Below are 25,647 nucleotides of genomic sequence, written 5' to 3'. Positions count from 1 at the left end.
CCGGGACGAAGCATCACGACAGCGCCGGACGCGCTGAGACTGCGACATTCGCCGGAGGCGAAACTATGCTACCCGCTGGAGGGCTTTATGAATGATGTCGCCCGTGTCGTCATCGTCGATGACGATCGAGCCATACGCTGGGTGCTGGAGCGTGCCCTGGCCCAGCCGGACCTGGAAGTGGCCAGCTTCGACCGGGCCGATACCGCGCTCGAGGAGATTCTGAGCTACCCCCCCGATGTGCTGCTCACCGACATACGCATGCCGGGGCTCGATGGGCTCGACCTGATGGCGCGCGTGCGCGACGCCTGTCCGGACCTGCCGGTGATCGTGATGACCGCGCACTCCGACCTGGACAGCGCGGTGGCGTCCTATCAGGGCGGCGCCTTCGAGTATCTGCCCAAGCCGTTCGATGTCGACGACGCCCTGGCGCTGGTGCGCCGCGCGGTGGCCCATGCCCGCGAGCGCGCCTCGCCGGCGGTGGCGCCCGAAGGGTTCTCCGCGGATATCATCGGCGAGGCGCCGGCGATGCAGGAGGTCTTTCGCGCCATCGGCCGGCTGTCGCAGTCGCATATCACCGTGCTGATCAACGGCGAATCGGGGACCGGCAAGGAGCGGGTCGCCCAGGCCCTGCACCAGCACAGCCCGCGCAAGTCGCACCCGTTCATTGCCCTGAACATGGCGGCGATCCCCAAGGATCTGATGGAGTCCGAGCTGTTCGGTCACGAGAAGGGTGCCTTCACCGGGGCCACCGCCCAGCGTCGCGGGCGTTTCGAGCAGGCCGACGGCGGCACGCTGTTCCTCGACGAGATCGGCGACATGCCGCCCGACACCCAGACCCGGCTGCTGCGGGTGCTGGCCGATGGCGAGTTCTACCGGGTCGGCGGGCATCTCTCGGTCAAGGCCGATGTGCGGATCATCGCCGCGACCCACCAGGACCTCGAGACGCTGGTCAAGGAGGGGCGTTTCCGCGAGGACCTGTTTCACCGCCTCAACGTGATCCGCGTGCATCTGCCCAAGCTCGCCGAGCGCCGCGAGGACATTCCGCGCCTGGCCCAGCACTTTCTCGCCGAGGCCGCCAAGGAGCTTTCCACCGAGCCCAAGGTGCTGACCCGGGACGCCGAGCTGCACCTCACCAAGCTGCCCTGGCCGGGCAACGTACGCCAGCTCGAGAACACCTGCCGCTGGCTGACGGTGATGGCCTCGGGGCGCGAGGTGCTGATCGACGACCTGCCGCCGGAACTGCGCGATATCGAAGGCACCGAGGTGGCCAGCGGCGACTGGCGCGGCGCCTTTCGCGAGTGGGCCGACCGGGCGCTGGCCGCCGGGCATACCCACCTGCTGGAGGAGGCGGTACCGGATTTCGAGCGCATCCTGATCGAGACCGCGCTCAAGCACACCGGCGGGCGCAAGGGCGAAGCGGCGGAGCTGCTGGGGTGGGGGCGCAACACCCTGACGCGAAAGGTCAAGGTGCTGCTGCCTGCACTGGCCGAGGAGTGAATCCGGCCACGACCGCGGCGTGATGGCGCGGGTGTTTATCCGCTATCCTTGGGTGGATTGCCAAGCCGGATCGCAACGTTGACCGTACAAGGTGGCGTGGCAAGGTGGAAAGCGCCGCACGATATCGCCAAGATGGGCGGCGGATCTCGATCCGTGCGAAGAGCAAGGACCATACTCAAAGGGAGGCGCGCAAGCCAATGACCGATATTGCCAAACTGCTGGGCGACGAGGCCGACAGCCTGCTCAATCACACCTGTCGCGGTTTCGACAAGCAAAGCCTCTACCTGCCGGGGCCGGACTTCGTCGACCGGGTGATGAGCGACACCGACCGCGGCCCCAACGTGCTGCGCAACCTGCAGGCGATCTACGATCACGGCCGCCTGGGCGGTACCGGCTACGTGAGCATCCTGCCCGTCGACCAGGGCATCGAGCACTCCGCCGGCGCCTCGTTCGCCCCCAACCCGCAGTATTTCGATCCCAAGAACATCGTCGAGCTGGCGATCGAGGGCGGCTGCAACTGCGTGGCGTCGACGCTCGGCGTGCTGTCCTCGGTGGCGCGGCGTTACGCCCACAAGATCCCGATGATGCTCAAGCTCAACCACAACGAGTCGCTGACCTACCCGGCGATCTACGACCAGACGCTGTTCGCCCAGGTCGAGCAGGCCCACGCCATGGGCTGCGTGGCGGTGGGCGCGACCATCTACTACGGCTCGCCCGATTGCCGCCGTCAGATCACCGAGATCAGCGAGGCCTTCGAGCACGCCCACCAGCTGGGCATGGTCACCGTGCTGTGGTCGTACCTGCGCAATCCCGATTTCAAGAAGGACGGCACCGACTATCACGTCGCCTCGGACCTGACCGGCCAGGCGATCCACATGGCGGCGACCATCAAGGCCGACATCGTCAAGCAGAAGCTGCCCGAGAACAACGGCGGCTACCGGGCGATCGGCTTCGGCCACACCCACGACAAGGTCTACGATGAACTGACCTCCGACAATCCCATCGACCTGGCCCGCTACCAGGTGGCCAACTGCTACATGGGGCGCATCGGCCTGATCAACTCCGGCGGCGGCTCCAAGGGTCACAGCGACCTCGGCGAGGCGGTGCGCACCGCGGTGATCAACAAGCGGGCCGGCGGCATGGGGCTGATCTCCGGTCGCAAGGCCTTCCAGAAGCCGATGGCCGAGGGTGTCGAGCTGCTCAACGCGATTCAGGACGTCTACCTGGCCAAGGATGTCACCGTGGCCTGATCGGTCGCTGACCATCGCCGGCGACGATCCGGCACATCTCGAGGCCCGGCTCATGCCGGGCCTTCTGGTTCCGGAGTCCTGTATCGCTACCCGCGCGGTCTTTTGCCGCGGCTGTCGTCCGGGCTCGCGCCTTCGGTTAACATGAGTGCTTCTCATTCATCAGGCTGGCGATCCTGTTGGGCATTATCCGAGCGGGTATCAGCGAAGGGGGCGTCATGGCGGACGAGTCGAGCGATGTAGCGGTGATCGGTGCCGGCCCCGCCGGGCTATGCCAGGCCGTGGAGCTGGCCGGCGCCGGGCTGCAGGTGAGCGTCATCGACCGGCTGTCGAAAGCGCAGTTGGCAGAGCCCGCCGACGACGGCCGCGAGATCGCCCTGACCCATGCCTCGCGCAAGCATCTCGAGCGTTGCGGCATCTGGCAGCACCTCGACCCCCAGGCCTGCGCGCCGATCCGCGAGGTGCGACTGTACAACGGCCACGAGTCCCGGGGCTTGATCCTCGCCGATACGCCGCGCGATGCGCAGCAGCCACTCGGCTGGCTGGTGGCCAATCGGGCGATACGCCGCGCGGCGTTTCTCGCCGCCTCGGCCTGCGCAAGCATCGAATGGCTGGATGGGCGCCAGGTGAGCGGCCTGCGCCGCGACACACGGACCCTGAACGTGACGTTCGATGCCGCCAGCGAGTGCCCGGCGCGGCTGGTAGTCGGCGCCGACGGCCGGTTCTCGATGTCGCGCCGGCTGATGGGAGTGCCCGCCCAGCTACACGATAGCGGGCAGCGCCTGTTGGTGGGGCGGGTGAGCCACGAGCGGCCCCACGGACAGGTGACCTGGTCGTGGTTCGATTATGGCCAGGCGCTGTCGCTGCTGCCGCTGCAAGGGTCCAACGCCTCGCTGGTGATGACCCTGGACCCGGCGGACGCCGAGCGGTTGCTGGCGCTCGGCGCCGAGGCCTTCTCCGCCGAGATCACGCGGCGCTATCGCCACTGCCTGGGCGATATGCGGCGCAGCGGCGAGTTCCACGCCTATCCGCTGGTGGAGAGCCGCGCCGAGCGGCTGACAGCCCCGCGCTTCGCGCTGATCGGCGATGCCGCGCTGGGCCTGCACCCGGTGACGGCGCATGGCTTCAACGTCGGGCTGGCGAGCGTTCGCCGCCTGGCCGAGGAGGTCCGCAAGGCCCGAACCAGCGGGCGGGATATCGGCGCGGACACGCTGTTGGCGGCCTACGAGCGGCGCCATCGACGCGCCACGCAGCCGCTGTGGCTGGCGTCCCGCTCGCTCACGGCGCTGTACGGCGATACGCAGCCGCTGGCGCGACTCGCACGCCATGGGCTGCTTGGCGCGGCGCGCCACGCCAAGCCGTTGCGCTGGCTGCTGGGAGGTTATCTGCGCGATGGCTTCGGCCAGCGCTAGGAAGACACGACACGAACGCCCCCCGACGGCTCGCCCGGCTCTCGTTTGCCGGCCTTTATCTCCGCTTTCGCGAGTCCGGCGACACGCAAGTCAGCCGTGATGACGGCCCCGGAGGCGCCCCTGCGGGCGCCGCTGGCGGGCCATGCCGACATCCGGCGATCTCGCCGTTTACTACAATATGTTTGACGTGGGTCGGCAAAACCTACCATATATAGATAAAATGCATTGGCCGTTCGCCCGGTCAATCGGTAGGATTGAGTCATCGACGCGTCGATGACTCGCCGCCTTAAACCAAAACGGAATCATTGTCATGAGTATCAAGATTTACAGCAAGCCGGATTGCATGCAGTGCCACGCGACCTACCGGGCGCTCGACAAGCAGGGGCTCGATTATACCGTCGTCGACCTGACTCAGGACCATGAGGCCATCGAGACCGTGGAGTCGCTGGGCTATCGCCAGCTGCCGGTGGTGGTCGCCGCGGGTGAGCACTGGTCGGGGTTTCGTCCCGAGAAGATCCGCAGCCTGGCGTAAGCCGCGGCAAGCCTTTGATCGCCAACTGGACGCAACGGGAGAGCGACGTGAGCGAACTGGTCTATTTCTCGACCAAGTCGGGCAACACCCGGCGCTTCGTGGAAAAACTGGGGATTCCCGCCGCGCGCATCCCGCTGAACCGCGACGAGGGGGCATTGCGGGTCGACCAGCCCTATGTGCTCGTCGTGCCGACCTACGGCGATGGCGATCCGCGCACGGCGGTTCCGGGCCCGGTGATCCGCTTTCTCAACGATGAGCACAACCGCGCGCTGATCCGTGGCGTGATCGCGGGTGGCAACACCAACTTCGGCGCCGCCTATGGCCTCGCCGGGCGTGTCGTTGCCCATAAATGCCAGGTACCGATGCTCTACCGCTTCGAACTGACGGGCACGCCCGAGGATGTCGCCGCAGTCCGTCAGCGTCTGGCGCCCCTTTTGCAAACCGAGCTATCTCATGTTGGATGAAACGACGATGCAGACCCATGAACCCGGCGTGTCGGGCGAGGCGGCCCGGCCCAGGCAGTCGCTGGATTACCATGCGCTCAATGCCATGCTCAACCTGTATGACGCCGAAGGCCATCTGCAGCTCGACAAGGATCGCGAGGCCGCGCGTCAATACTTCCTGCAGCACGTCAATCAGAACACCGTGTTCTTCCACACCCTCGAGGAAAAGCTCGATTACCTGGTCGAGGAGGGCTACTACGAACGTGCGGTGCTCGAACAGTACGATTTCGCCTTCGTCAGCGCGCTGTTCGATCAGGCCTACGCGGTCAAGTTCCGCTTCCAGAGCTTTCTCGGCGCCTTCAAGTACTACACCAGCTATACGCTCAAGACCTTCGACGGCAAGCGCTACCTGGAACGCTTCGAGGATCGTGTGTGCATGGTCGCGCTGAACCTGGCGCGCGGCGACGAGGCGCTTGCCCGCCAGCTCGTCGACGAGATCCTGCATGGGCGTTTCCAGCCGGCCACGCCGACGTTTCTCAATTGCGGCAAGCAGCAGCGCGGCGAGCTGGTGTCGTGCTTCCTGCTGCGCATCGAGGACAACATGGAGTCCATCGGGCGCTCCATCAATTCGGCGCTGCAGCTCTCCAAGCGCGGTGGCGGGGTGGCCTTCCTGCTGAGCAACATTCGCGAGGCCGGGGCGCCGATCAAGCGCATCGAGAACCAGTCGTCGGGCATCATCCCTATCATGAAGATGCTCGAGGACGCGTTCTCCTACGCCAACCAGCTGGGCGCGCGGCAGGGCGCCGGCGCGGTGTATCTCAACGCCCACCACCCGGACATCCTGCGTTTTCTCGACACCAAGCGCGAGAACGCCGACGAGAAGATCCGCATCAAGACGCTCTCGCTGGGCGTGGTGATCCCCGACATTACCTTCGAACTGGCCAAGCGCAACGAAGCGATGTACCTGTTCTCGCCCTATGATGTCGAGCGCATCTACGGCGTGCCGTTCGGCGACATCAGCGTTACCGAGAAATACCAGGAGATGGTCGACGACGGGCGTATCCGCAAGACCAAGATCAACGCCCGCGAGCTGTTCCAGGCGATCGCCGAGCTGCAGTTCGAGTCCGGCTACCCGTATCTCCTGTTCGAGGACACCGCGAACCGCGCCAACCCGGTGGCCGGGCGCATCAACATGAGCAACCTGTGCTCGGAGATCCTGCAGGTCAATTCGCCGACCGAGTACGACGACGATCTGGGCTATCGGCGCATCGGCGAGGACATCTCCTGCAACCTGGGGTCGCTGAACATCGCCAAGGTGATGGATTCGCCGGACTTCGCCGCCAGCATCGAGACCGCGATCCGCGGGCTGACCGCGGTTTCCGAGATGAGCGACATCCGCTCGGTGCCGTCGATCGCCGAGGCCAACAAGCGCTCCCACGCCATCGGCCTGGGCCAGATGAACCTGCATGGCTACCTGGCCCGCGAACATATCCACTACGGCAGCGAAGAGGGCCTGGATTTCACCAACCTGTATTTCTACACGGTGACTTTCCACGCGCTGCGTGCCTCGAACCGCCTGGCCATCGAGCGCGGCACCGCCTTCGCCGGTTTCGAGGAGTCGCAGTACGCCAGCGGGGCTTATTTCGACAAGTACACCGAACAGGCGTGGGCGCCCAGGACCGCGAAAGTGCGCGGCTTGTTCGAGAAGAGCGGCATCGAGATCCCGACCCAGGCCGACTGGCGCGCGCTCAAGGAATCGGTGATGGAACACGGACTTTTCAACCGCAACCTGCAGGCGATTCCACCGACCGGCTCGATCTCGTACATCAACAACTCGACCTCGAGCATCCACCCGGTGGTGTCCAAGGTCGAGATCCGCAAGGAGGGCAAGCTGGGGCGTGTCTACTACCCGGCGCCGTTCCTCAACGACGCCAATCAGGAATACTATCGCGACGCCTACGAGATCGGCCCCGAGGCGATCATCGACACCTACGCCGAGGCCACCCGCCACGTCGACCAGGGCCTGTCGCTGACGCTGTATTTCCACGACACGGCGACCACCCGCGACATCAACCGGGCGCAGATCTACGCCTGGCGCAAGGGCATCAAGACGATCTACTACGTGCGCCTGCGCCAGTCGGCGCTGGAAGGCACGGAGGTCGAGGGCTGCGTGTCCTGCACGCTCTAGGTCGCCGGACGATCCGGCTTCGCAACCCTGGGCTTTGAAATCATGCCCCGCCACGCCGTGGCGGGGTCGCGCAATCCCTTATTCCGAGTGAGAGTCCCGTTCATGACTGCCACTGCTTCTACCCCACGCCTGCGGCGCGTCGATGCCATCAACTGGAACCGGCTGCAGGACGACAAGGATCTCGAGGTGTGGAACCGCCTCACCAGCAACTTCTGGTTGCCCGAGAAGATCCCGCTGTCCAACGACATCACCTCGTGGAACACGCTCACCGAACTCGAGCAGCAGCTGACCATTCGCGTATTCACCGGGCTGACGCTGCTCGACACCATCCAGGGCACGGTCGGCGCGCCGGTGCTGATCGAGGACGCCGTCACCCCCCACGAGGAGGCGGTGTTCACCAACATCAGCTTCATGGAATCGGTGCATGCGCGCTCCTACAGCTCGATCTTCTCGACGCTGTGCGCGACCCGCGACGTCGACGCCGCCTATCGCTGGAGCGAGGAAAACACCCACCTGCAGAACAAGGCCGAGCTGATTCTCGAGCGCTATCGCGCCGAGGATCCGCTGATGCGCAAGGTCGCCAGCGTGTTCCTCGAGTCGTTCCTGTTCTATTCGGGCTTCTACCTGCCGATGTACTGGTCGAGCCGCGGCAAGCTGACCAATACCGCCGACCTGATTCGCCTGATCATCCGCGACGAGGCGGTGCACGGCTACTACATCGGCTACAAGTTCCAGCGTGCGCTGGAGGCCGAGTCGGCGGAGCGCCAGCGCCAGGTCAAGGAGTACACCTTCGACCTGCTGCTCGAGCTCTACGACAACGAAGTGCACTATACCGAGTCGCTCTACGACGAGGTGGGGCTGACCGAAGAGGTCAAGGCGTTCTTGCATTACAACGCCAACAAGGCGCTGATGAACCTGGGCTACGAACCGCTGTTCCCCGGTGCCGTGGAGCAGGTCAATCCGGCGATTCTCGCCGCGCTCTCGCCGGGGGCCGACGAGAATCACGACTTCTTCTCCGGCGCGGGTTCGTCCTACGTGATCGGCAAGACGGTGCGCACCGAGGACGAGGACTGGGCATTCTAGCGCCTCGCGCAGGTTGGTTCTGGAACCGCAAAAGCACGGCCCCGGTCGTGCTTTTTGGTGGGTGCCATGCCGGCCGAGCGATCCGTCATGGCGTTGGCGCAGCCATCGTCTGCCGGTATGGCCGCGCCCAACGACAGGGCATGAGAAAACTCGTTCTCGATGCCGGTTTGTGGCATGTTAGCTATTTGCGGTATTCCGACTAGACCTATAACGCCGCGCATTCGGGAACGTTTTCGATGACATTTCGCTGGGGGCTACGTGGCAGGTCGACACTGACCCTGCTGCTTGCCTGCCTACTCTCGTTGCTGTCCGCCCTCGTCATCGGCTGGCAGGCAATCGACGATATCCGCCGCCATTTCGCCACCGGCTATGCAGAGAGCTACACGCTGCTGCACATGCAGCGAATCCTGGCGCCGGTGTCGCGGGAGCTCGCGCTGGCGCAGCGTTTCGGCAACGCGCTGACCACCCGTGACTGGCTGGCCGACGAAACCGATCCGGACAAGCGGCGCCGCTTCTTTCGGGAAGCGGAAGGCTTCCGCCAGAGCTTCGCCGACCACACCTTCTTCATCGTCGTCGATGCCAGCGGGGACTACTACTTCAACACCGACGGCAGCGCCAAGGCGCGCACGCCCCGCTATCGCATCGCTGGCGGCGACGCCGAGGATGCCTGGTACTTCAATACCCTGAGCAGTGGCGTCACCGACAATATCAACGTCAATATCGACAGCAAGCTCGGCGTGACCAAGGTCTGGTTCAATGTCGTGGTGCGCGACGCCCGGTCGCCGCTGGGCATCGCCGGCAGCGGCCTCGACCTGAGCGACTTTCTGGACGACTTCATTCGCGACGGGGCCAACGGCATGACCCCCATGATCGTCGACCGAAACGGCGCCTTCCAGGCGCATCCGGATGCCGGTCGTATCGCCTACAGCTCGGGCGCCGAGGCTGGCCAGGTCGGCCACGGCCAACGCATCCAGGACCTGATCGACGCCCCCGGGCAGCGCACCGCCGTGATGAAGGCGATCGGCTTCGCCGTGCAACATCCCGGCGAGGTCCACACGCTGTCGGCGACGCTCGACGGCAAGCAGCGCCTGCTTTCGGTGGGCTACCTTCCCGAGCTGGACTGGGTGATGATCACGGCGCTGGACGTGCAGGCTGCCCGACTGCTCGATCCCGGTTGGTTATGGCCGCTGGTGGGAGGGCTCGTCACGCTCCTGACGGTCCTGTTGCTGGCGTTTTCCTACGCGACCGAACGGCTGATCATCCTGCCGCTACGCCGCCTTCAGCAGTCGGCATCGGCGATCGCCGATGGTGACTACGTGTCGCAGTTGCCGGTACGCCGCAACGACGAGATCGGCGAACTGTCCCGCGCCTTTGCGCGCATGGCGCAGCAAGTCGAACGGCATACCCGCGAGCTGGAAGCCCGGGTGCGCGAGCGCACCGCCGCACTCGAAAGTGCCAACCGGGACATGGTGAGGGCCCGGCGTCAGATCGAAGACTCGCTGGAGTATGCCGGCATCATCCAGCGGGCTATCCTGCCCAGCCCGCAGCTCGGCACGGCACTAGAGCATCAGTACGCGGTGCTCTGGCGTCCCCGCGACCATGTCGGCGGCGACTTCTACCTGTTCCGCGAGTACGAACACGGGTGTCTGCTGGGCGTCGTCGATTGTGCCGGGCATGGCGTGCCGGGCGCGCTGATGACCATGCTTGCCCGCGCGATCATCGATCATGCCATTCTGGAGATCGGCGAGGACGACCCTGCGGGCATTCTCAACGCCACCGATCGCCAGGCCCGGGAGCTGTTCAACCAGGAGCGCCTGCCGGGTTCCATCGCGACCAACATGGATGTCGGCCTGGTCTGGGTCGATGCCGCGACCCGCACCCTGACCTTCGCCGGGGCCAAGATCGGCCTCTACGCCACCGATGGCGAGCAGCTCGAGGTCCAGCGTGGCGGCAAGCGGGCCCTGGCCCAGAAGCGGCGCATGGTCTACACCAGCACGCGTCAGCCGCTGCGCGCCGGCTGGACCTATACCCTGTGCAGCGATGGTTTCCTCGATCAGGCCGGCGGCGAGCACGGCTTCGGTTTCGGCAATTCGCGCTTCGAGTCGATGTTGATGAGCCAGGCCGGTCGACCGCTCGAGGCGCAGATCGCCGCCTTCGAGACCGAGCTGGAAAGCTATCGCGGCGAGCTTCCCCAGCGTGACGACATCACCGTGCTGAGCTTCCGCTATCGGCCCTCGGCCGACACGCGACGCGATGCTTTTGTCCCTTCTCGCTCCGACGACTCCTCATGAGGACGACGCCATGAATCTGCTCGCCATGCGCGATAGCTATCTTCAGCAGCGCATCATGCTGTGCTTCAACGGTCCGATCTCGCGCAGCCTCATCGAGGAGATCGGCAACGCCCTGCGGAACTACATGGCCAACCAGGAAACCGCCCCCTCGGCGGCGATGGATGTGTTTGCCATCTACATCGAAATGACCCAGAACATACGTCACTATGCTGGCCAGCAGGGCTATGACGAAACCCAGGCTACCGCGACCATCGCCGTCGCCCGGGACGCGGACGAGCGCTACCTGATCTCGGCGGGCAATCTCGTCGAGTGGGCCGACGGCCGGCACCTGGTCGAGAGCATCGAGGCGTTGGCGGGGCTCGACAAGGCCGAGCTCAAGCGCGCCTACAAGCAGCAACTGCGTCAGCCTCGCGATGCCGAGGCGAGCAGCGGTGCCGGTCTGGGTATTCTCGACATGGCCCGCAAGTCCAGTCGACCACTTCAAACCTCGCTGGAGCGCCTGCCCGATGGCCGGGGTTTCTTCAGCCTGACAGCGACAGTATGAGATAGCCCCATGCACAGTGATCTGAAAATTGCCGGTACCCAGTCCACCCCCGCCGTCCAGAGCGACTGGGCGGCGGGACGGCTGACCATGCAGGGCGATTCCTATCCGGAAAACTCCTACGAACTCTTCGGCCAGATCATCGGCTGGGTGCAGGCCTTTCTCGAGCAGGGCTCGGCGCCCCTGCGGCTCGAGCTGGCCCTGGTCTATCTCAACACCAGTTCGGTCAAGGCGATGATGGACATCTTCGACCTGCTCGAGGAGGCGCATCTGGCGGGACGCGACGTCGCCGTGGACTGGCGTTACGACCCGCGCAACGAACGTATCGCCGAACTCGCCGAAGAGTTTCGCGAGGATTGCACCTTTGCCTTTCTCATCGCACCGACCGAGGTTGGTGCGTGAGCGCCGACGACGCTTCGCTGTACGCCTATATCGAGTCGCTGCTCGAGGCGGACGCTTATCGCGAGCATCCGCTCTATCCGGCGCTGGAGCAGCTGTATCGCAGTCACTGCGGGCAGCGAAAGCGCCTGGAGCGTCTGCTGTCGATCGCCGACGGTTATCAGCAGTTCACCCGCGACGAGATGCGCGAGGTCCAGCAGCAATACGAGCGTCAGTTACGCCGGGAGCGAAAATTGTCGCGTATTTCGGACCATTACCAGGAGCTGATGCGCGAGAGCAACCGCGAGCTGCACGCGGCCTCGACGCTCGACCCGCTGACCGGCCTGGCCAACCGGCGGAAGATCGCCGAGTATCTCAAGCAGGCCGCCTGTCGCGCCCACCACGACGCTGCCACGTTCAGCGTGGTGATGGTCGATGTCGACCATTTCAAGAGTATCAACGACAAGTACGGTCACGAGACCGGCGATAGGATTCTCATCGAGCTGGCGGCGATCATGCGCCAGGCGCTACGCACGCGGGATCTGTGCGGTCGCTGGGGCGGCGAGGAGTTTCTGCTGCTGTTGCATGACTGTTCGCTGGCGCAGGCGCGACAGCTCGTCGACCGACTGCTCGCACGGATACGCGAACCTCGCTTCACGGCCGGCGAAGAGGCGCTTGCGCTGACCGTGAGTGCCGGCATCGCCGAATATCGCCTCGACGAGAGCTATCAGAACACGGTCAACCGTGCCGATCTCGCCCTGTTTCAGGCCAAGCGTGACGGCCGCGACTGTTATCGGGTCCCGGTCTAGCCCGCTCGCCACCCGCGTGCGAATGGCTGCCGGCAGCACCGTGTCGCGACGGCTCTGCGGCTCGCCAAGTCGGCTGCGGTGCAGGTGGTGTCTCGGGCGTCACGCGGTGCCACAGAGGGGCTTGGATCGGGTTCTCGCTCGTTTGGGAGCCTCGCTTTATAGGATATGCTAGTGCCCGTCACGCAGAGCACCGGGAAGAACAGGATGAATGAGCGTCAGGATTCCGCTGATATCGATTTGATGACAGAGATTGCCACTCTCTACTATGTGGAAGGCGAGACTCAGGAAGTTATCGCCAATCGGCTGGGGCTGTCCCGGGTCCGGGTCGGACGTTTGCTCAAGCGGGCTCAGGCGGAGGGCATCGTGGATGTCAGGGTGCGCCAGCACCCGGCAGTCAGTGCCGAGATCGAACAGGAGCTCAAGCGTCGCTTTGGACTCAAGCGGGCGCTGATCGCTCTGGATAATGCCGATCTGGACGTGCAACGCTCAGCGGTGGCCAGTCTGGTGGCGGATCATCTTTCCCGGAGCCTGGCCGATGGCCAGATTGTCGCCGTAGGCATGGGACGTAACGTCGGGGCGGTTGCCGACAACGTCTTCGGCGCCGAATCCTTGAGTGTGTCCTTTGTCTGTGCCATTGGTGGCTCGCTTCGGGCTGGCGAATACATGAACCCGGACCATATCTGCCGCCGCATGGCAAGCAAGTTCGGCGGTGAGAGTGAAACCCTCTACGCGCCTGCGCTGGTGCAGAACAGCGAACTGCGCGACGCCCTCTATGACAATCCTACCGTGCGCCAGACGCTGGACCGAGCGCGTCGAGCGGATATCGCCCTGATCGGTGTGGGGGATGTGAGTGAAAATAGCAACATGGTGCGTATGGGGTGGTTCACGGCCCAGGAGATCGCCGAGGCACGGCTCTCCGGAACGGTAGGCGATATGATGGGCTACGACTTTATCGACATTCATGGTTGCCCCTCGGCCACTCCAATGCAGGGCCGGGTGATCGGTCTCAATATTCAGGATCTGATCCGGATTCCCGATGTCATCGCCATCGCCAGCGAGAATACCAAGGCAGTGGGTATCCTCGGCGCCCTGCGCACCGGAGTGATCGATACCCTCGCCACCAGCGTCACCAACGCACATACCATCATTCGCCTCGATGAGGCGACCCGTCGAGGGGACAATTTCGCTTGAGGCGATATTGGCCCCGCTATCACCTCGCCCTCGATGAGGGCGCATGAGTGACATGGAGCATGCACCGATAGCGAAGCAACAGGCGATTCCCAGCGGGGCGCCGCCTGTTGCTCGTGGTGGTAGCGCTCTCCGGTGAGTGTCAGAGGGCGGCCTCAGGCCTCGTATAGCTTGCGTATTTGGTGATGGTTTTCCAGGGTCAAGGCACAGGCATCGGCGGCTTCGCGCCCCTTGGTCACGAAGTGCTCCCGGAAGAATTCGCTGTGCACGGCATGTTCGTGGAAATGATGAGGCGTCAGCACTATGGAGAGCACTGGCACTTCGGTGTCCAGTTGGACCCTCATCATGCCGTCGATCACTGCTTGGGCGACGAAATCGTGGCGATAGATGCCGCCATTGACTACGAAGCCGGCGCCGATGATGGCAGCGTAGCGGTTACTCTTGGCCAGCAGTTGGGCTTGTAGTGGTATCTCATAGGCCCCGGCAACGCTGAATACCTCGATGCTGGACTCCTCGATGCCGTGCTTTTCAGTCAATTCGGTAATGAAGGCTTGCCGGGCTTGACCGACGATGTCGTCGTGCCAACTGGCCTGGATGAAAGCAATGCGTGGGGGAGTCATCGTGAGCTGATTCATGGTCTTCCTCGTAAAGTCACCAGAATCAGGGCATGCGGAACCCATCGCCGGGCCAGTCGGGGCTGGCGATACTGCACGCCAGCATAGTCCGAGGCCCGTCCAGGGTGCCGTTCTCTTCCATCCGGACTGTCACCGTCGGCTTCGGAATCTCACCGAATCTGCTGACCCCGACTTTGTAGGCGTGCCTACCAGGACGGGCGCTCGCGGGCTTGGCTGCTCTTTACTTCCTGGCTGCAGGCTAAAAGGCATCCTTACCGCCGGTGGGGACTTTCACCCCGCCCTGAGAACAGTGGCCGCAATGTAAGCGGCCGCGAGGAATTTTACCCTCCCTCCCTCGGAAGCGCCACTCGAGCACAAAGTAAAGGGACGCACGGTCGTTTGACCGTGCGTCCCCTTTTTCTGCCCATGCGGTAGGCCGTCGCGACCAGCGCTGTCGCTCAGTCGGTGCCGTCCAGCAACGCCTCGACCTGGGCGACGACGTTCTCGACGGTGAAGTTGTAGTACTTGAACAGGTCGCCGGCCGGCGCCGACTCGCCGAAGCTGTCCATGCCGACGATACGCCCGTCCAGGCCGACGTACTTGTGCCAGTAGACGCGATGGCTGGCCTCGATCGCCACCCGCTTGCGAACGTTTGGCGGCAGCACCGTGTCGCGATAGCTCTGCGGCTGGGCGTCGAACACGTCGGTGGATGGCATCGATACCACGCGCACCGCCTTGCCCTCGGCTTCCAGCGCGTCGGCGGCCTGTATCGCCAGGTCGACCTCGGAGCCGGTGGCGATCAGGATCGCCTGGGCCGGTTCGTCGCTGTCCTTGAGCACGTAGCCGCCGCGCTGGATGTCGGCCAGCTGGTGCTTGTCGCGCTGCTGCGGTGCCAGGTTCTGGCGCGACAGCACCAGCGCGGTGGGCGCTCCGCGGCGATGGATGGCAGCGTGCCAGGCGGTGGCCGTCTCGGTGGCGTCACACGGGCGCCAGGTCGACAGGTTGGGCGTCGAGCGCAGCGCGCTGAGCTGCTCGATGGGCTGGTGGGTCGGGCCATCCTCGCCGAGACCGATGGAATCGTGGGTGTAGACGAAGATCGCCTGGCGATTCATCAGCGCGGCCATGCGTACCGCGTTGTGCATGTACTCCATGAAGGTCAGGAAGGTGGCGCCGTAGGGGATGAACCCGCCGTGGGCGCTGATGCCGTTCATGATCCCGCCCATGCCGAATTCGCGCACCCCGTAGTGCAGGTAGTTGCCCTCGAGGTGGTCGCGGTTGATCGCCCGCGAGCCCTTCCAGAACGTCAGGTTGGAGGGCGCCAGGTCGGCGCTGCCGCCGAACAGTTCGGGCAGATCCGGGCCGAGCTCGTTGAGGCACGCCAGCGAGGCCTTGCGGGAGGCCAGCGTCTCGCCCTTGTTCTGGGCTTCCTCGATCAGTTTCTCGCTTTTCAGGGTGCTGGGCAGCTGGCCCTTGAGGCGGCGCTGGAGTTCCTTGGCGAGTTCCGGGTAGTCGGCCTGGTAGCGCTCGAAGCGCTCGTCCCAGTCGGCCTCGGCCTGCTGGCCTCGGCGCGTCGCATCCCAGCCGCTGTAGATCTCCTCGGGGACGTGGAAGGGCGGGTGCGGCCAGCCCAGCTGGCTGCGCGCGGCGTCGATCTCGTCGTCGCCCAGCGGGGCGCCGTGGGCCTCTTCCTTGCCCTGCTTGTTGGGGGCGCCGAAGCCGATGACCGTGGTGCAGATGATCAGGCTGGGCCGGTCGTCGTGCTGACGGGCCAGCTCGATCGCCGCCTTGACCTCTTCCGGATTATGGCCGTCGACATTGGGCACCACATGCCAGCCGTAGGCCTCGAAGCGCTTGGCGGTGTCGTCGGTGAACCAGCCCTCGATCTCGCCGTCGATCGAAATGCCGTTGGAGTCGTAGAAGGCCACCAGCTTGCCCAGGCCCTGGGTGCCGGCCAGTGAGCAGACCTCGTGGGAGATGCCCTCCATCAGGCAGCCGTCGCCGACGAACACATAAGTGTAGTGGTCGACGATGTTATGCCCCGGCTGGTTGAACTGGGCGGCCAGGGTACGCTCGGCGATCGCCATGCCCACCGCGTTGGCCAGGCCCTGGCCGAGCGGGCCGGTGGTGGTCTCGACGCCGGGGGTGTAGCCCAGCTCCGGGTGGCCCGGGGTCTTGGAGTGCAGTTGACGAAAGTTCTGCAGATCCTCGAGAGTGAGCTCGTAGCCGGTCAGGTGAAGCAGCGAATAGAGCAGCATCGAGCCGTGACCGTTGGACAGCACGAAGCGGTCGCGGTCGGCCCAGTGCGGGTTGGCCGGGTTGTGCTTGAGGTAGTCGCTCCACAGCACCTCGGCGATATCGGCCATGCCCATGGGGGCGCCGGGGTGACCGGACTTGGCCTTTTGCACGGCATCCATGGACAGTGCGCGGATGGCATTCGCCAACTCGAAACGGGACGGCATTCTTGAGCTCCTCGCTGCGGCAAATCGGCAATGGCAGTCATCGGCGGGCATCCCTGTCGCTCGACGCCCGACCCACTGCCGCTTGGCTGGACCACGCCGCAGTGCAGCGCGGCACGATAATCAGACAGTTATTGTCGCCGAGATGGGGTTTGCCATCAAATGCGGCGATCGCCGCGGCGCGGCGTTCTCGCTAGGCAGCTATCGAAGCAGCGTGTAGACTCTTGACCCCCGAGCCGGCTCCACCGCCAATCAGGCTTGTCGCGCGTCGTCCTTGCCGTCACGGCGGTCGCGGCGCTGTGTTCCCCTTTTCTCCGAAGCATCGGAACGCCTACCAGAGAGGGTCGAGGACGCCATGAGCGAATATTCCCTGTTTACTTCCGAATCCGTATCCGAGGGGCACCCGGACAAGATCGCCGACCAGATCTCCGATGCGGTGCTCGACGCCATCATCGCCCGCGACAAGCAGGCTCGCGTGGCCTGCGAGACGCTGGTCAAGACCGGCGTGGCGATCGTTGCCGGCGAGATCACCACCAGCGCCTGGATCGATCTCGAGGAGCTGGTTCGCAGGGTGATTCTGGATATCGGCTACAGCTCCTCGGATGTCGGTTTCGATGGCGAGACCTGCGGCGTGCTCAACCTGATCGGCAAGCAGAGCGTCGACATCGCCCAGGGCGTCGATCGCTCGAAGCCCGAGGATCAGGGCGCCGGTGACCAGGGGTTGATGTTCGGCTACGCGACCAACGAGACCGCCTCCTACATGCCGGCGCCGATCCACTATGCGCACCGCCTGGTCGAGCGCCAGTCGGAGTTGCGCAAGAACGGCATGCTGCCGTGGCTGCGCCCGGACGCCAAGAGCCAGGTGACCTTCCGCTATGATGCCGACGGCAAGCCCCTGGCGGTGGAAGCGGTCGTGCTCTCCACCCAGCACGACCCGGAGATCGACCAGGACGATCTGCGCAAGATGGTCAAGCGCGAGATCATTGAGCAGGTGCTGCCGGCCGAATGGTTGACCGACAAGACCCGCTATCACATCAACCCGACCGGCAAGTTCGTGATCGGCGGTCCGGTGGGCGACTGCGGGTTGACCGGGCGCAAGATCATCGTCGACACCTATGGCGGCATGGCGCGCCACGGTGGTGGCGCCTTCTCCGGCAAGGATCCGTCCAAGGTCGATCGCAGCGCCGCCTACGCCGGCCGCTACGTGGCCAAGAACATCGTGGCCGCGGGGCTCGCCGACAAGTGCGAGATCCAGATCTCCTACGCCATCGGCGTGGCCGAACCGACCTCGGTGTCGATCGACACCTTCGGCACCGGCAAGGTCAGCGATGCCAAGATCATCGAGATGGTCCGCGAGCACTTCGACCTGCGGCCCTATGCGATCACCCGCATGCTCGACCTGCAGCATCCGATGTATCAGCTGACCGCGGCCTACGGCCACTTCGGTCGCGAGCCGTTCGAGTCGAGCTACACCTGGACCGACGTTCACGGCGAGGCGCAGACCGAGACCTTCACCGCCTTCCCCTGGGAGAAGGTCGACAAGGTCGATGCCCTGCGAGCCGCCGCCGGCCTCTAGAGCGGCTTTGCCGGATGCGTGCACGACGCCCTGCCACAGCGCGGGGCGTCGTCGTTTGTGGCCGGCCTTATAGCCTTCTACGCTATCTGTGGGAACTGGGTATCGCTAATCAATGGAAATGAGGAACGTGAACATGGTAAACCGCAAACTTGCTTGGTTCGCCGCGATGGCGCTGTCCGGTGCGCTGTTGGTCGGCTGTGGTGACGACGGTGAAGAGCAGCAGTCCGGCGGTGGCAACGAATCGGCCACCAGTTCTGAGACCACCGGTTCGGAGGGCACCAGCGGCGAGGCATCCAATTCGGGCGGTAACACGACATCCGATTCGGCCAGCGGCTCGGCGACCGATACGGGCAGTGGCTCGACATCGGGCTCCACGGGAACCGACGACTCCTCGGGCGAGCTGGGCATGAGCGACGACCAGGCCAGCGGTGACATGCAGGGCGGCCAGTCCCAGGGCGGCTCGTCGGACACCACCAACGGCGACATGGCCGACGACCAGAGCGCCACCCAGGATGGCGGCCAGAACGGCGAAAACGCTCAGGACGGCGACCAGCAGCAGCCGGAGGATGACGAGGAGCAGCAGTCCTCGCAGTGACCGCCGGTCAACGATGAATCGAGCGAATCTGGCGGCCCTCGCGGGCCGCCTTGTCGCGAGCGCGGGCGGGTCGATTGAAAAAGCGCCCCGCCTGTAGTGAACTGCCAGAACAGGGTCATGACCCAGGTCGCGTTGCCGCCGTTCGAGGGGCGCTGCAGCACGCCGATGGCAAGCGTCGGTGTGCGAGGCTCGGACGGCTTGCTGCAAGCAAGCAACGGCGCCCATTCCCAGGAATGGAGACAAGACGACGATGACAGCCATGGCGGATGCCCAAGCCAAACTCGCCGAGGATTACAGGGTCGCCGATATCGCGCTGGCCGACTGGGGCCGGCGCGAAATCCGGATCGCCGAAACCGAGATGCCGGCGCTGATGAAGATCCGCGCCAAGTATCGGGACCAACAGCCGCTGGCCGGTGCCCGTATCGCCGGCTGCATTCACATGACCATTCAGACCGCGGTGCTGATAGAGACGCTGATCGAACTCGGCGCCGCGGTGCGCTGGTCCTCCTGCAACATCTTCTCGACCCAGGATCATGCCGCCGCGGCGATCGCCGCGGCGGGCATTCCGGTGTTCGCCTGGAAGGGGGAAAGCGAGGAGGAGTTCTGGTGGTGCATCGAGCAGACCGCCGAGGGCCCCGACGGCTGGACGCCCAACCTGGTGCTCGACGATGGCGGTGACCTGACCGCGCTGCTCCACGACAAGCGCCCGGAGCTGCTCGACGCCATTCATGGCATCAGCGAAGAGACCACCACCGGCGTGCACCGCCTGCAGGAGATGCTGCGCGACCGCACGCTCAAGGTACCGGCGATCAACGTCAACGATGCCGTCACCAAGTCCAAGAACGACAACAAGTACGGGTGTCGTCACAGCCTCAACGACGCCATCAAGCGCGGCATCGACCACCTGATGGCCGGCAAGCAGGCGCTGGTGGTCGGCTACGGTGACGTGGGCAAGGGCTCGGCGGCCTCGCTGCGCCAGGAGGGCATGATCGTCAAGATCAGCGAGATCGACCCGATCTGCGCCATGCAGGCGTGCATGGACGGCTACGAGGTCGTCTCGCCCTACGTCGACGGCATCAACAACGGCGTCGAAAGCATCGACGCCGAGCTGCTCGGCAGAATCGACCTGGTGGTGACCTGCACCGGCAACGTCAATGCCTGCGACGCGCCGATGCTCAAGGCGCTCAAGAAGGGCGCAGTGGTCTGCAACATCGGCCACTTCGACAGCGAGATCGACACCGCCTACATGCGCCGGCAATGGCACTGGGAAGAGGTCAAGCCCCAGGTCCACAAGGTCTACCGCGACAGCGATCCGGGCGATTTCGATCCGCAGAGCCGCGATTACCTGATCCTGCTCTCCGAAGGGCGCCTGGTGAACCTGGGCAACGCCACCGGCCACCCGTCACGGATCATGGACGGCTCCTTCGCCAACCAGGTACTGGCGCAGATCCATCTCTACGAGCGGCGCTTCGCCGATCTCGGCGACGACGACAGGGCCGGCGGCCTGAGCGTGACGGTGCTGCCCAAGCAGCTCGACGAGGAGGTCGCGCGTTACATGGTCGAAGGCTTCGGCGGGGTCGTCACGCGCATGACCGACGATCAGGCCAGATACACCGGCGTGCCGGCCGAAGGGCCCTACAAGCCGGACGCGTATCGCTACTGAGACCCTTCGACACGTTACACGCAGCGCCGCCGGCAGGCGGCGTTGTCGTATCGGGCCGTCAGACGTGCCAATCCATCGCAAGCGGCCAGGGAGGGCCCATGCTCGATCTCATCGCTATCGTCATCACACTGACCGCCGTGCTGGCGTGGCTCAACCACCGCTTTCTCGGCCTGCCGCAGACCATCGGCGTGATGGCCATCGCGCTGCTGCTGTCGGGGGCCATGCATGGGCTCACCGCGCTGGGCTGGACGGCCCTCGAAGCTCAGGTCGAGACCTGGCTCGGGCAGATCGATTTCAATGCGCTGCTGATGGACGGCCTGCTTTCGCTGATCCTGTTCGCCGGGGCCCTGCACGTCGATCTCGATCGCCTGCGTCGCTATCGCTGGTCGATCGGCTTCCTCGCCACCGTGGGGGTGGTGGTCTCGACACTGGCGATCGGCAGCGCGAGCTATGCGCTGTGCGCGCTGTTCGGCTTCGATATCCCCTGGCTGTACTGCCTGACCTTCGGCGCGCTGATCTCGCCGACCGATCCGATCGCCGTACTGGGCATCCTGCGCAATGCCGGCGCGCCCAAGGATCTGGAGCTGCGCATCGTCGGCGAATCGCTGTTCAACGACGGCGTCGCGGTGGTGGTGTTCACGCTGTTGCTGGGTGCGGCTACCGGGGAGGAGGCGCTCAGCGTCTCGCATGCCGGCATGCTGTTCCTGCAGGAGGCCGGCGGCGGCATTCTGCTGGGGCTGGTCGTCGGCGGGCTGGCGTATGGCCTGATGCGCAGCATCGACGCCTATCGTATCGAGGTGCTGATCTCGCTGGCGGTGGTGCTGGGCGGCTACGCCCTGGCCCTGCACCTGCACTTCTCGGGGCCGCTGGCAATGGTCGTCGCTGGCCTGCTGATCGGCAACAAGGCCCGCGAGAGCGCGATGTCCGACACCACGCGAGAGTATCTCGACGGCTTCTGGGAGCTGGTCGACGAGATCCTCAATACGCTGCTGTTCGTGCTGATCGGCCTCGAGGTGCTGCTGATCCCCTTCGAGACCGGCTATTTCTGGGTCGGCCTGGGTGTGCTGGCGGTGCTGCTCACGGTACGCTTCGTGACCATCGGCGTGCCGGTCAGGCTGTTGCGCGACCAGCTGGGTTTTCGTCGCGGGGCGGCGCGTATTCTCACCTGGGGCGGCCTGCGCGGTGGCATCTCGGTGGCCCTGGCCCTGTCGCTGCCCGACGGCGAGAACCGCGACGTCCTGCTCACCGTGACCTACCTGATCGTGCTGTTCTCGATCCTCGTCCAGGGGCTGTCGATCGGCAGGGTCGTCAAGGGGTTATTGACGGATAGATAAGACCTGCTCCGTCTTGACCTGGGTGCCGGCCACAGGTTCTACGTTAGGAAAGCTAGCCGCTTTCTCGACGCATGACGCCCTGAATGCCCGGCTTTCCCGGGGCGGATAGCGGACCCGTCGAGAGCGGCGAAGCGCTTGCCCCGGGCTGTCGCAGCCACTAAACCTAACAGAGGCGCGACATGACGCGCTGACCAGAATCATCGAACCAGCTTGTGGAGGCCGAAATGGATTTCGGAAAGCATCAGTCCTGCATCGAAGCCTGCAATGTCTGCGCCGCCTATTGCGATGCCTGTGCGGTCGACTGTCTGCAGGAAGACAACGTCGAGATGATGGCCGAGTGCATTCGCCTGGACAGGCAGTGCGCGCAGGTCTGCCGCCTGACGGCGTCGCTGATGGCTCAAGGCAGCGAGTACATCGGCGAGATATGCCGGTTGTGCGCCGACATCTGCCGCAAGTGCGGTGATGAATGCGCCAAGCACGACCATGCACATTGTCAGGAGTGCGCCAGGGCCTGCCATCGTTGCGCCGACGAGTGTGCCGCCATGGCGGCATGAGGGCGCTGGCTACCCACCAGCCGAAGCGCGGGCCCGGTCGCGACCGGGCCTCGGCATGACACCGCTGATACCAGGGGCGAGGGATTCGCATGGAACTGCTGACATTGCTGGCGGTACTGCTGATCGCGCTGGGCGCCGGCCTGGCGCTGCAGTGGCCGGCGCTACGCCGTCAGCCACTGCCGGGCTATTCCCAGCGGGCGCCGTTCCTGGGCGGCGGTACCCCGGATAGCCACGCCTGGAACCGCTATCACATCCGCTATTACCCGATGACCCTGCTGCTGATCGCCTTCGAGATGGAGATGATGTTCATGTACCCGTGGGCGGTGGTGTTCGTCGAGAAGGGGCTGATGGCGGTGATGGAGATGGGCATGTTCCTGGCCATCCTGTCGGTGGGCATCGTCTACGCCTGGCGCGAGGGGGTGTTCAAGTGGCAGTGAGCTGGCTTGGCCGACTCGCGGCCCGCGCGCCGGTTCCGGTCTATCCGCTGCTGGGCATCGGCGGCGAACGGGCGTTGTACCCACTGGCGCTGGCCGGGCGCGTCACGCGGGTCGACTCGCCGCGCCACGCCAGCGTGCTGCTGGTCGCCGGCCACGTGCCGGTACACCACCACGAGGCGCTCAAGCGCGTGCATGACCAGCTGCCGCGCCCGTTCGCCACGCTGTGGTTTCGCAGCCAGCCGTTGCCCGGGCTGGAAAATGCCCGGCGGGTCGATGATCCCGCGACGCTGACCGACGAACTGGTCGCGCTGCACCGCGAGCTGCAGACCGGTCAGCGCGGCAGCTCGCCGCGGCTGCTGCCCGACGAACCACCCAACCCCTGGGAAGGGCTGGGCGACGACGGGCATGGCGGCGAGGGCATGATGGGCGGCACGCCCTATGGCCGGCCGATGGCGATGAACATGCAGGACGACATTCGCGACGGCCTGACGCTCGACTCGCTGACCTTCCGGCTGGGGCCGTTCTATCCGCTGCTACCCCCCGGCCTGGCTGCGGAGATCACCCTGCAGGGCGACGTGATCCAGTCCTGGACGAACCAGTCGCCCGCCTACCCGCGGGCTCTCGATGCGGTCTTCCAGACCGCCCGCGAGCGACCGGTGGCGATCGCCGAACTCGAACTGGCGCGCGCCCGGCACCATCTCCGTCATCTCTACCGGGCGCTGCGTCTGGCCGGCCTCGAAGGGCTCGGCCTCAAGGCGCTGCGTCTGGCCCGCGAGCTGACGCCGGCGAGTCACCTCGATGGCCTGCGCCGGCAGCTGACGCGCGCGGGATTCTTCCGCCTGGCGGCGCTCGACGGCGGTGCGTTGGACGCCGAGACGGCGCGTCGACTCGGTGGTCCGGCGGCGCGCGCCGCGGGCATCGACACCGACCGGCGCAGCGACGATGCGCACTATCGGCGCCTCGGCTTTCGGCCGGCGCTGGGCCGGGGTGGCGACACCCGGGCGCGCTGGCATCAGAAGCTCGCCGAGATCGAGCAGTCGCTGGCGCTGGCCGGGCGCGCCGTCGATGAAGGCGACTTGACCACCGTCGGGCCCGGCGGCCTCGAGACCCCGTGCGGCCCGTGGCGCGAGCGGCCCGCGCAGGACGCCGGCGGCTGTCTCGAGGCGCTGCTGCCCGGCATGGAATGGGACAGTGCGCTGGCGACGATCGCCAGCCTCGATCTTGCCGAGGGCAGCGCCTCGCCGCCCCCCGGCGAGGCGCACGCGGAGGAGCCGCAATGATGGCGTGGGCGGCAATGGTGTTGACGTTCCTGGCCCTGGCCGTGGGCGGTTACGCGGTGGCCGTCGCCGATCGGCTGATCGCCGGCGCCTGCGGCTGGCCGCACCAGGGCAACGCCTGGCTGGCCCCGCTGGCGCGCGGCGCCTGGTTGTATCGCCAGGATGCCAACGTCACCGAGGCGCCCGACCGGCCCGCCTGGCGGCTGGCCCCGGCGCTCTACCTGGCGCTGGCCGCACTGGGCCTGGCGCTGGTGCCCTGGTCGCCGACCCTGGTCGTCGCGGACCTGGCCACCGGCGTGGTGCTGTGGGGCAGCCTCGAGGCGCTGGCCACGGTGGCGATCTTCCTGCACGGCTGGTCGGCCAACGCGCCGCTGGCGCTGATCGGCGGCTATCGCTACGTGGCGCTGGGGCTTTCCTACATCCTGGTCAGCATGTTCGTGCTGATCGGCGTGGTGCTGCCCGCCGAGTCGCTTAAGTTCTCGCAAGTGGTGGCCGCCCAGGAGGAGCTGTGGAACGTGGTGCGCCAGCCGCTGGGCCTGCCGCTGTTCTTGATCGTCGGATTGGGGCTGACCTTCTGGGGACCGCTGAACCTGGCCGACTCGACGGACCTGGCCGGGGGCACCGCCAGCGAGGTCTCGGGGCCGCCGCGGCTGGTCTGGGAGATCGCTCGGGTGGCGATGCTGGTGGCCTTCAGCGGTATCGCGGCAACCGCCTTCCTGGGCGGCTGGCTGGGGCCGTGGCTGCCCGGGCCGCTGTGGCTGGCGCTCAAGATGCTTGCGGTGCTGCTGGCGCTTGCGTGGCTGGGCCGGGTATTGCCGCGACTGGCGCCGGAGCGCTGCGTCACGCTGATGTGGGTGGTACTGCTGCCGCTGTCGTTCGTGGACCTGATCTGGGCCGGACTGGAGGCGCTGTAATGCAAACGAGCCTGTTCGCCGACGCGATCTTCTGGGTGCTGGCCGCGCTCGCCGTGTTCAGCGGCTGGCGGGTGTTCCGCACCGACTCGATGGTTCGCGCGTCGTTCTTCCTGCTCGCCTCGTTCATCGCCGTGGGCGCGATCATGCTGCTGCTGGCGGCGGTCTACCTGGGGTTGGCGATGTTGTTCATGATGGCCGTCGAGATGATGGTCATGGCGCTGTTCATGGTGATGTTCATGATGAACCCGGCGGGGCTCAACCCGATGGTGATGGTCCACCAGCATCGCCTGTCGATCGTCGCGGGCGGCCTGGCCTTCGCGGTGCTGGGGGCGCTGGCGCTGTTCGTCGAGTTTCCCGACCGGCCGCTGCCGGCGGGGCTCGATCCGGTGGCCTCGCTGGGCCGCGAGATGCTCGGCGATTCGATGCTGGTGTTCGAGTCGGCGGGCATCGTGCTGCTGGCGACGATGATCGGCGTGGTGGTGATGTCGAGCCATCGCGGGCGCTTCGGCGCCGCCGACCAGGGCTCGCTGCCGCCGGGGCTCGAGCCGGGCGGCGTACCGGCGGGACCCCAGCCCGACGCGGAAGGTTCGGGCGGCCACCATCACCACTGCCATTGAT

At 65.6% G+C, this 25,647-nt stretch carries 23 protein-coding genes and 2 riboswitches; of the genes, 21 read left to right on the top strand and 2 right to left on the bottom strand.

Annotation, left to right across the window (positions count from 1 at the left end):
• Window positions 1-87 precede the first annotated feature (87 nt).
• The 12 genes from glnG (at window position 88) to HR9077_RS04230 (ending at window position 13,612) form a co-directional block, all read left to right on the top strand.
• On the top strand, window positions 88-1,497 hold the full coding sequence (gene glnG / locus HR9077_RS04285) for a nitrogen regulation protein NR(I) (protein WP_136065478.1): 1,410 nt from the start codon (window positions 88-90) through the stop codon (window positions 1,495-1,497).
• Between the two features lie 197 nt (window positions 1,498-1,694).
• Complete coding sequence (locus tag HR9077_RS04280; RefSeq protein WP_136065476.1) at window positions 1,695-2,747, top strand: class I fructose-bisphosphate aldolase; 1,053 nt, start codon at window positions 1,695-1,697, stop codon at window positions 2,745-2,747.
• A gap of 215 nt (window positions 2,748-2,962) precedes the next feature.
• Complete coding sequence (gene ubiM / locus HR9077_RS04275; RefSeq protein ID WP_136065474.1) at window positions 2,963-4,156, top strand: 5-demethoxyubiquinol-8 5-hydroxylase UbiM; 1,194 nt, start codon at window positions 2,963-2,965, stop codon at window positions 4,154-4,156.
• A gap of 310 nt (window positions 4,157-4,466) precedes the next feature.
• A complete protein-coding gene (gene nrdH, locus HR9077_RS04270; RefSeq protein ID WP_136065472.1) occupies window positions 4,467-4,688 on the top strand; it encodes a glutaredoxin-like protein NrdH in 222 nt (73 codons plus the stop codon).
• A 47-nt stretch (window positions 4,689-4,735) separates the two neighbouring features.
• Window positions 4,736-5,152, top strand: a complete 417-nt coding sequence (gene nrdI / locus HR9077_RS04265; RefSeq protein ID WP_136065471.1) for a class Ib ribonucleoside-diphosphate reductase assembly flavoprotein NrdI — start codon at window positions 4,736-4,738, stop codon at window positions 5,150-5,152.
• A gap of 7 nt (window positions 5,153-5,159) precedes the next feature.
• Window positions 5,160-7,319 (top strand): class 1b ribonucleoside-diphosphate reductase subunit alpha, encoded by a 2,160-nt coding sequence (gene nrdE / locus HR9077_RS04260; RefSeq protein WP_136065560.1) that lies wholly within the window; start codon window positions 5,160-5,162, stop codon window positions 7,317-7,319.
• A 102-nt stretch (window positions 7,320-7,421) separates the two neighbouring features.
• Window positions 7,422-8,402 carry a class 1b ribonucleoside-diphosphate reductase subunit beta gene (nrdF, locus tag HR9077_RS04255; RefSeq protein ID WP_136065469.1) on the top strand — a complete coding sequence of 327 codons (981 nt, stop codon included), beginning with the start codon at window positions 7,422-7,424 and terminating at the stop codon, window positions 8,400-8,402.
• A 236-nt stretch (window positions 8,403-8,638) separates the two neighbouring features.
• A complete protein-coding gene (gene siaA / locus HR9077_RS04250) occupies window positions 8,639-10,693 on the top strand; it encodes a biofilm regulation protein phosphatase SiaA (RefSeq protein ID WP_136065467.1) in 2,055 nt (684 codons plus the stop codon).
• Window positions 10,694-10,703: 10 nt separating this feature from the next.
• Window positions 10,704-11,237, top strand: coding sequence for a biofilm regulation protein kinase SiaB (gene siaB / locus HR9077_RS04245; protein WP_136065465.1), 534 nt, complete (start codon window positions 10,704-10,706; stop codon window positions 11,235-11,237).
• A gap of 9 nt (window positions 11,238-11,246) precedes the next feature.
• Window positions 11,247-11,636, top strand: coding sequence for a biofilm regulation phosphoprotein SiaC (gene siaC / locus HR9077_RS04240; protein ID WP_136065463.1), 390 nt, complete (start codon window positions 11,247-11,249; stop codon window positions 11,634-11,636).
• Entirely contained in the window at window positions 11,633-12,421 is a 789-nt protein-coding gene (siaD, locus tag HR9077_RS04235) for a biofilm regulation diguanylate cyclase SiaD (RefSeq protein ID WP_136065461.1), read from the top strand. The genes siaC and siaD overlap by 4 nt, the downstream gene beginning before the upstream one ends.
• Window positions 12,422-12,625: 204 nt before the next feature.
• The gene (locus tag HR9077_RS04230; RefSeq protein WP_136065459.1) at window positions 12,626-13,612 is read left to right on the top strand and encodes a sugar-binding transcriptional regulator; all 987 of its coding nucleotides are present in this window, start codon (window positions 12,626-12,628) and stop codon (window positions 13,610-13,612) included.
• Window positions 13,613-13,764: 152 nt separating this feature from the next.
• Here HR9077_RS04230 and HR9077_RS04225 read toward each other — a convergent pair whose 3' ends face one another.
• Window positions 13,765-14,244 carry a 6,7-dimethyl-8-ribityllumazine synthase gene (locus HR9077_RS04225; protein ID WP_136065457.1) on the bottom strand — a complete coding sequence of 160 codons (480 nt, stop codon included), beginning with the start codon at window positions 14,242-14,244 and terminating at the stop codon, window positions 13,765-13,767.
• A gap of 105 nt (window positions 14,245-14,349) precedes the next feature.
• A riboswitch (FMN riboswitch) is annotated at window positions 14,350-14,536 on the bottom strand.
• A 145-nt stretch (window positions 14,537-14,681) separates the two neighbouring features.
• Window positions 14,682-16,682, bottom strand: coding sequence for a transketolase (gene tkt, locus HR9077_RS04220; protein ID WP_136065455.1), 2,001 nt, complete (start codon window positions 16,680-16,682; stop codon window positions 14,682-14,684).
• 352 nt (window positions 16,683-17,034) lie between these two features.
• On the opposite strand from tkt, the gene metK reads away from it, so the two are divergent.
• The 9 genes from metK to HR9077_RS04175 all read left to right on the top strand — a co-directional run bounded on the left by metK (window position 17,035) and on the right by HR9077_RS04175 (window position 25,646).
• On the top strand, window positions 17,035-18,255 hold the full coding sequence (metK, locus tag HR9077_RS04215; protein WP_136065453.1) for a methionine adenosyltransferase: 1,221 nt from the start codon (window positions 17,035-17,037) through the stop codon (window positions 18,253-18,255).
• A 133-nt stretch (window positions 18,256-18,388) separates the two neighbouring features.
• Window positions 18,389-18,850 carry a hypothetical protein gene (locus HR9077_RS04210; protein ID WP_136065451.1) on the top strand — a complete coding sequence of 154 codons (462 nt, stop codon included), beginning with the start codon at window positions 18,389-18,391 and terminating at the stop codon, window positions 18,848-18,850.
• 138 nt (window positions 18,851-18,988) lie between these two features.
• Window positions 18,989-19,080, top strand: a riboswitch (S-adenosyl-L-homocysteine riboswitch).
• Between the two features lie 20 nt (window positions 19,081-19,100).
• The gene (gene ahcY, locus HR9077_RS04205) at window positions 19,101-20,513 is read left to right on the top strand and encodes an adenosylhomocysteinase (protein WP_210725856.1); all 1,413 of its coding nucleotides are present in this window, start codon (window positions 19,101-19,103) and stop codon (window positions 20,511-20,513) included.
• Window positions 20,514-20,611: 98 nt separating this feature from the next.
• Window positions 20,612-21,847: a cation:proton antiporter gene (locus tag HR9077_RS04200; RefSeq protein WP_136065447.1), complete on the top strand. Its 1,236-nt coding sequence runs from the start codon at window positions 20,612-20,614 to the stop codon at window positions 21,845-21,847.
• Window positions 21,848-22,071: 224 nt separating this feature from the next.
• A complete protein-coding gene (locus HR9077_RS04195) occupies window positions 22,072-22,401 on the top strand; it encodes a four-helix bundle copper-binding protein (protein WP_136065445.1) in 330 nt (109 codons plus the stop codon).
• 89 nt (window positions 22,402-22,490) lie between these two features.
• Window positions 22,491-22,838: an NADH-quinone oxidoreductase subunit A gene (locus HR9077_RS04190; protein ID WP_136065443.1), complete on the top strand. Its 348-nt coding sequence runs from the start codon at window positions 22,491-22,493 to the stop codon at window positions 22,836-22,838.
• A complete protein-coding gene (locus HR9077_RS04185) occupies window positions 22,829-24,118 on the top strand; it encodes an NADH-quinone oxidoreductase subunit D-related protein (RefSeq protein WP_136065441.1) in 1,290 nt (429 codons plus the stop codon). Before HR9077_RS04190 ends, HR9077_RS04185 begins: the two co-directional genes overlap by 10 nt.
• Window positions 24,115-25,029 carry a complex I subunit 1 family protein gene (locus HR9077_RS04180; RefSeq protein ID WP_210725855.1) on the top strand — a complete coding sequence of 305 codons (915 nt, stop codon included), beginning with the start codon at window positions 24,115-24,117 and terminating at the stop codon, window positions 25,027-25,029. The genes HR9077_RS04185 and HR9077_RS04180 overlap by 4 nt, the downstream gene beginning before the upstream one ends.
• A complete protein-coding gene (locus HR9077_RS04175) occupies window positions 25,029-25,646 on the top strand; it encodes an NADH-quinone oxidoreductase subunit J family protein (RefSeq protein WP_136065439.1) in 618 nt (205 codons plus the stop codon). Before HR9077_RS04180 ends, HR9077_RS04175 begins: the two co-directional genes overlap by 1 nt.
• Window position 25,647: the final 1 nt, after the last annotated feature.

The organism is Modicisalibacter radicis, assembly GCF_900961225.1.
Classification (GTDB): domain Bacteria; phylum Pseudomonadota; class Gammaproteobacteria; order Pseudomonadales; family Halomonadaceae; genus Modicisalibacter.
The sequence above is the reverse complement of the archived record's forward strand: the minus strand, read 5'-3'. Positions and strand labels throughout refer to the sequence as shown.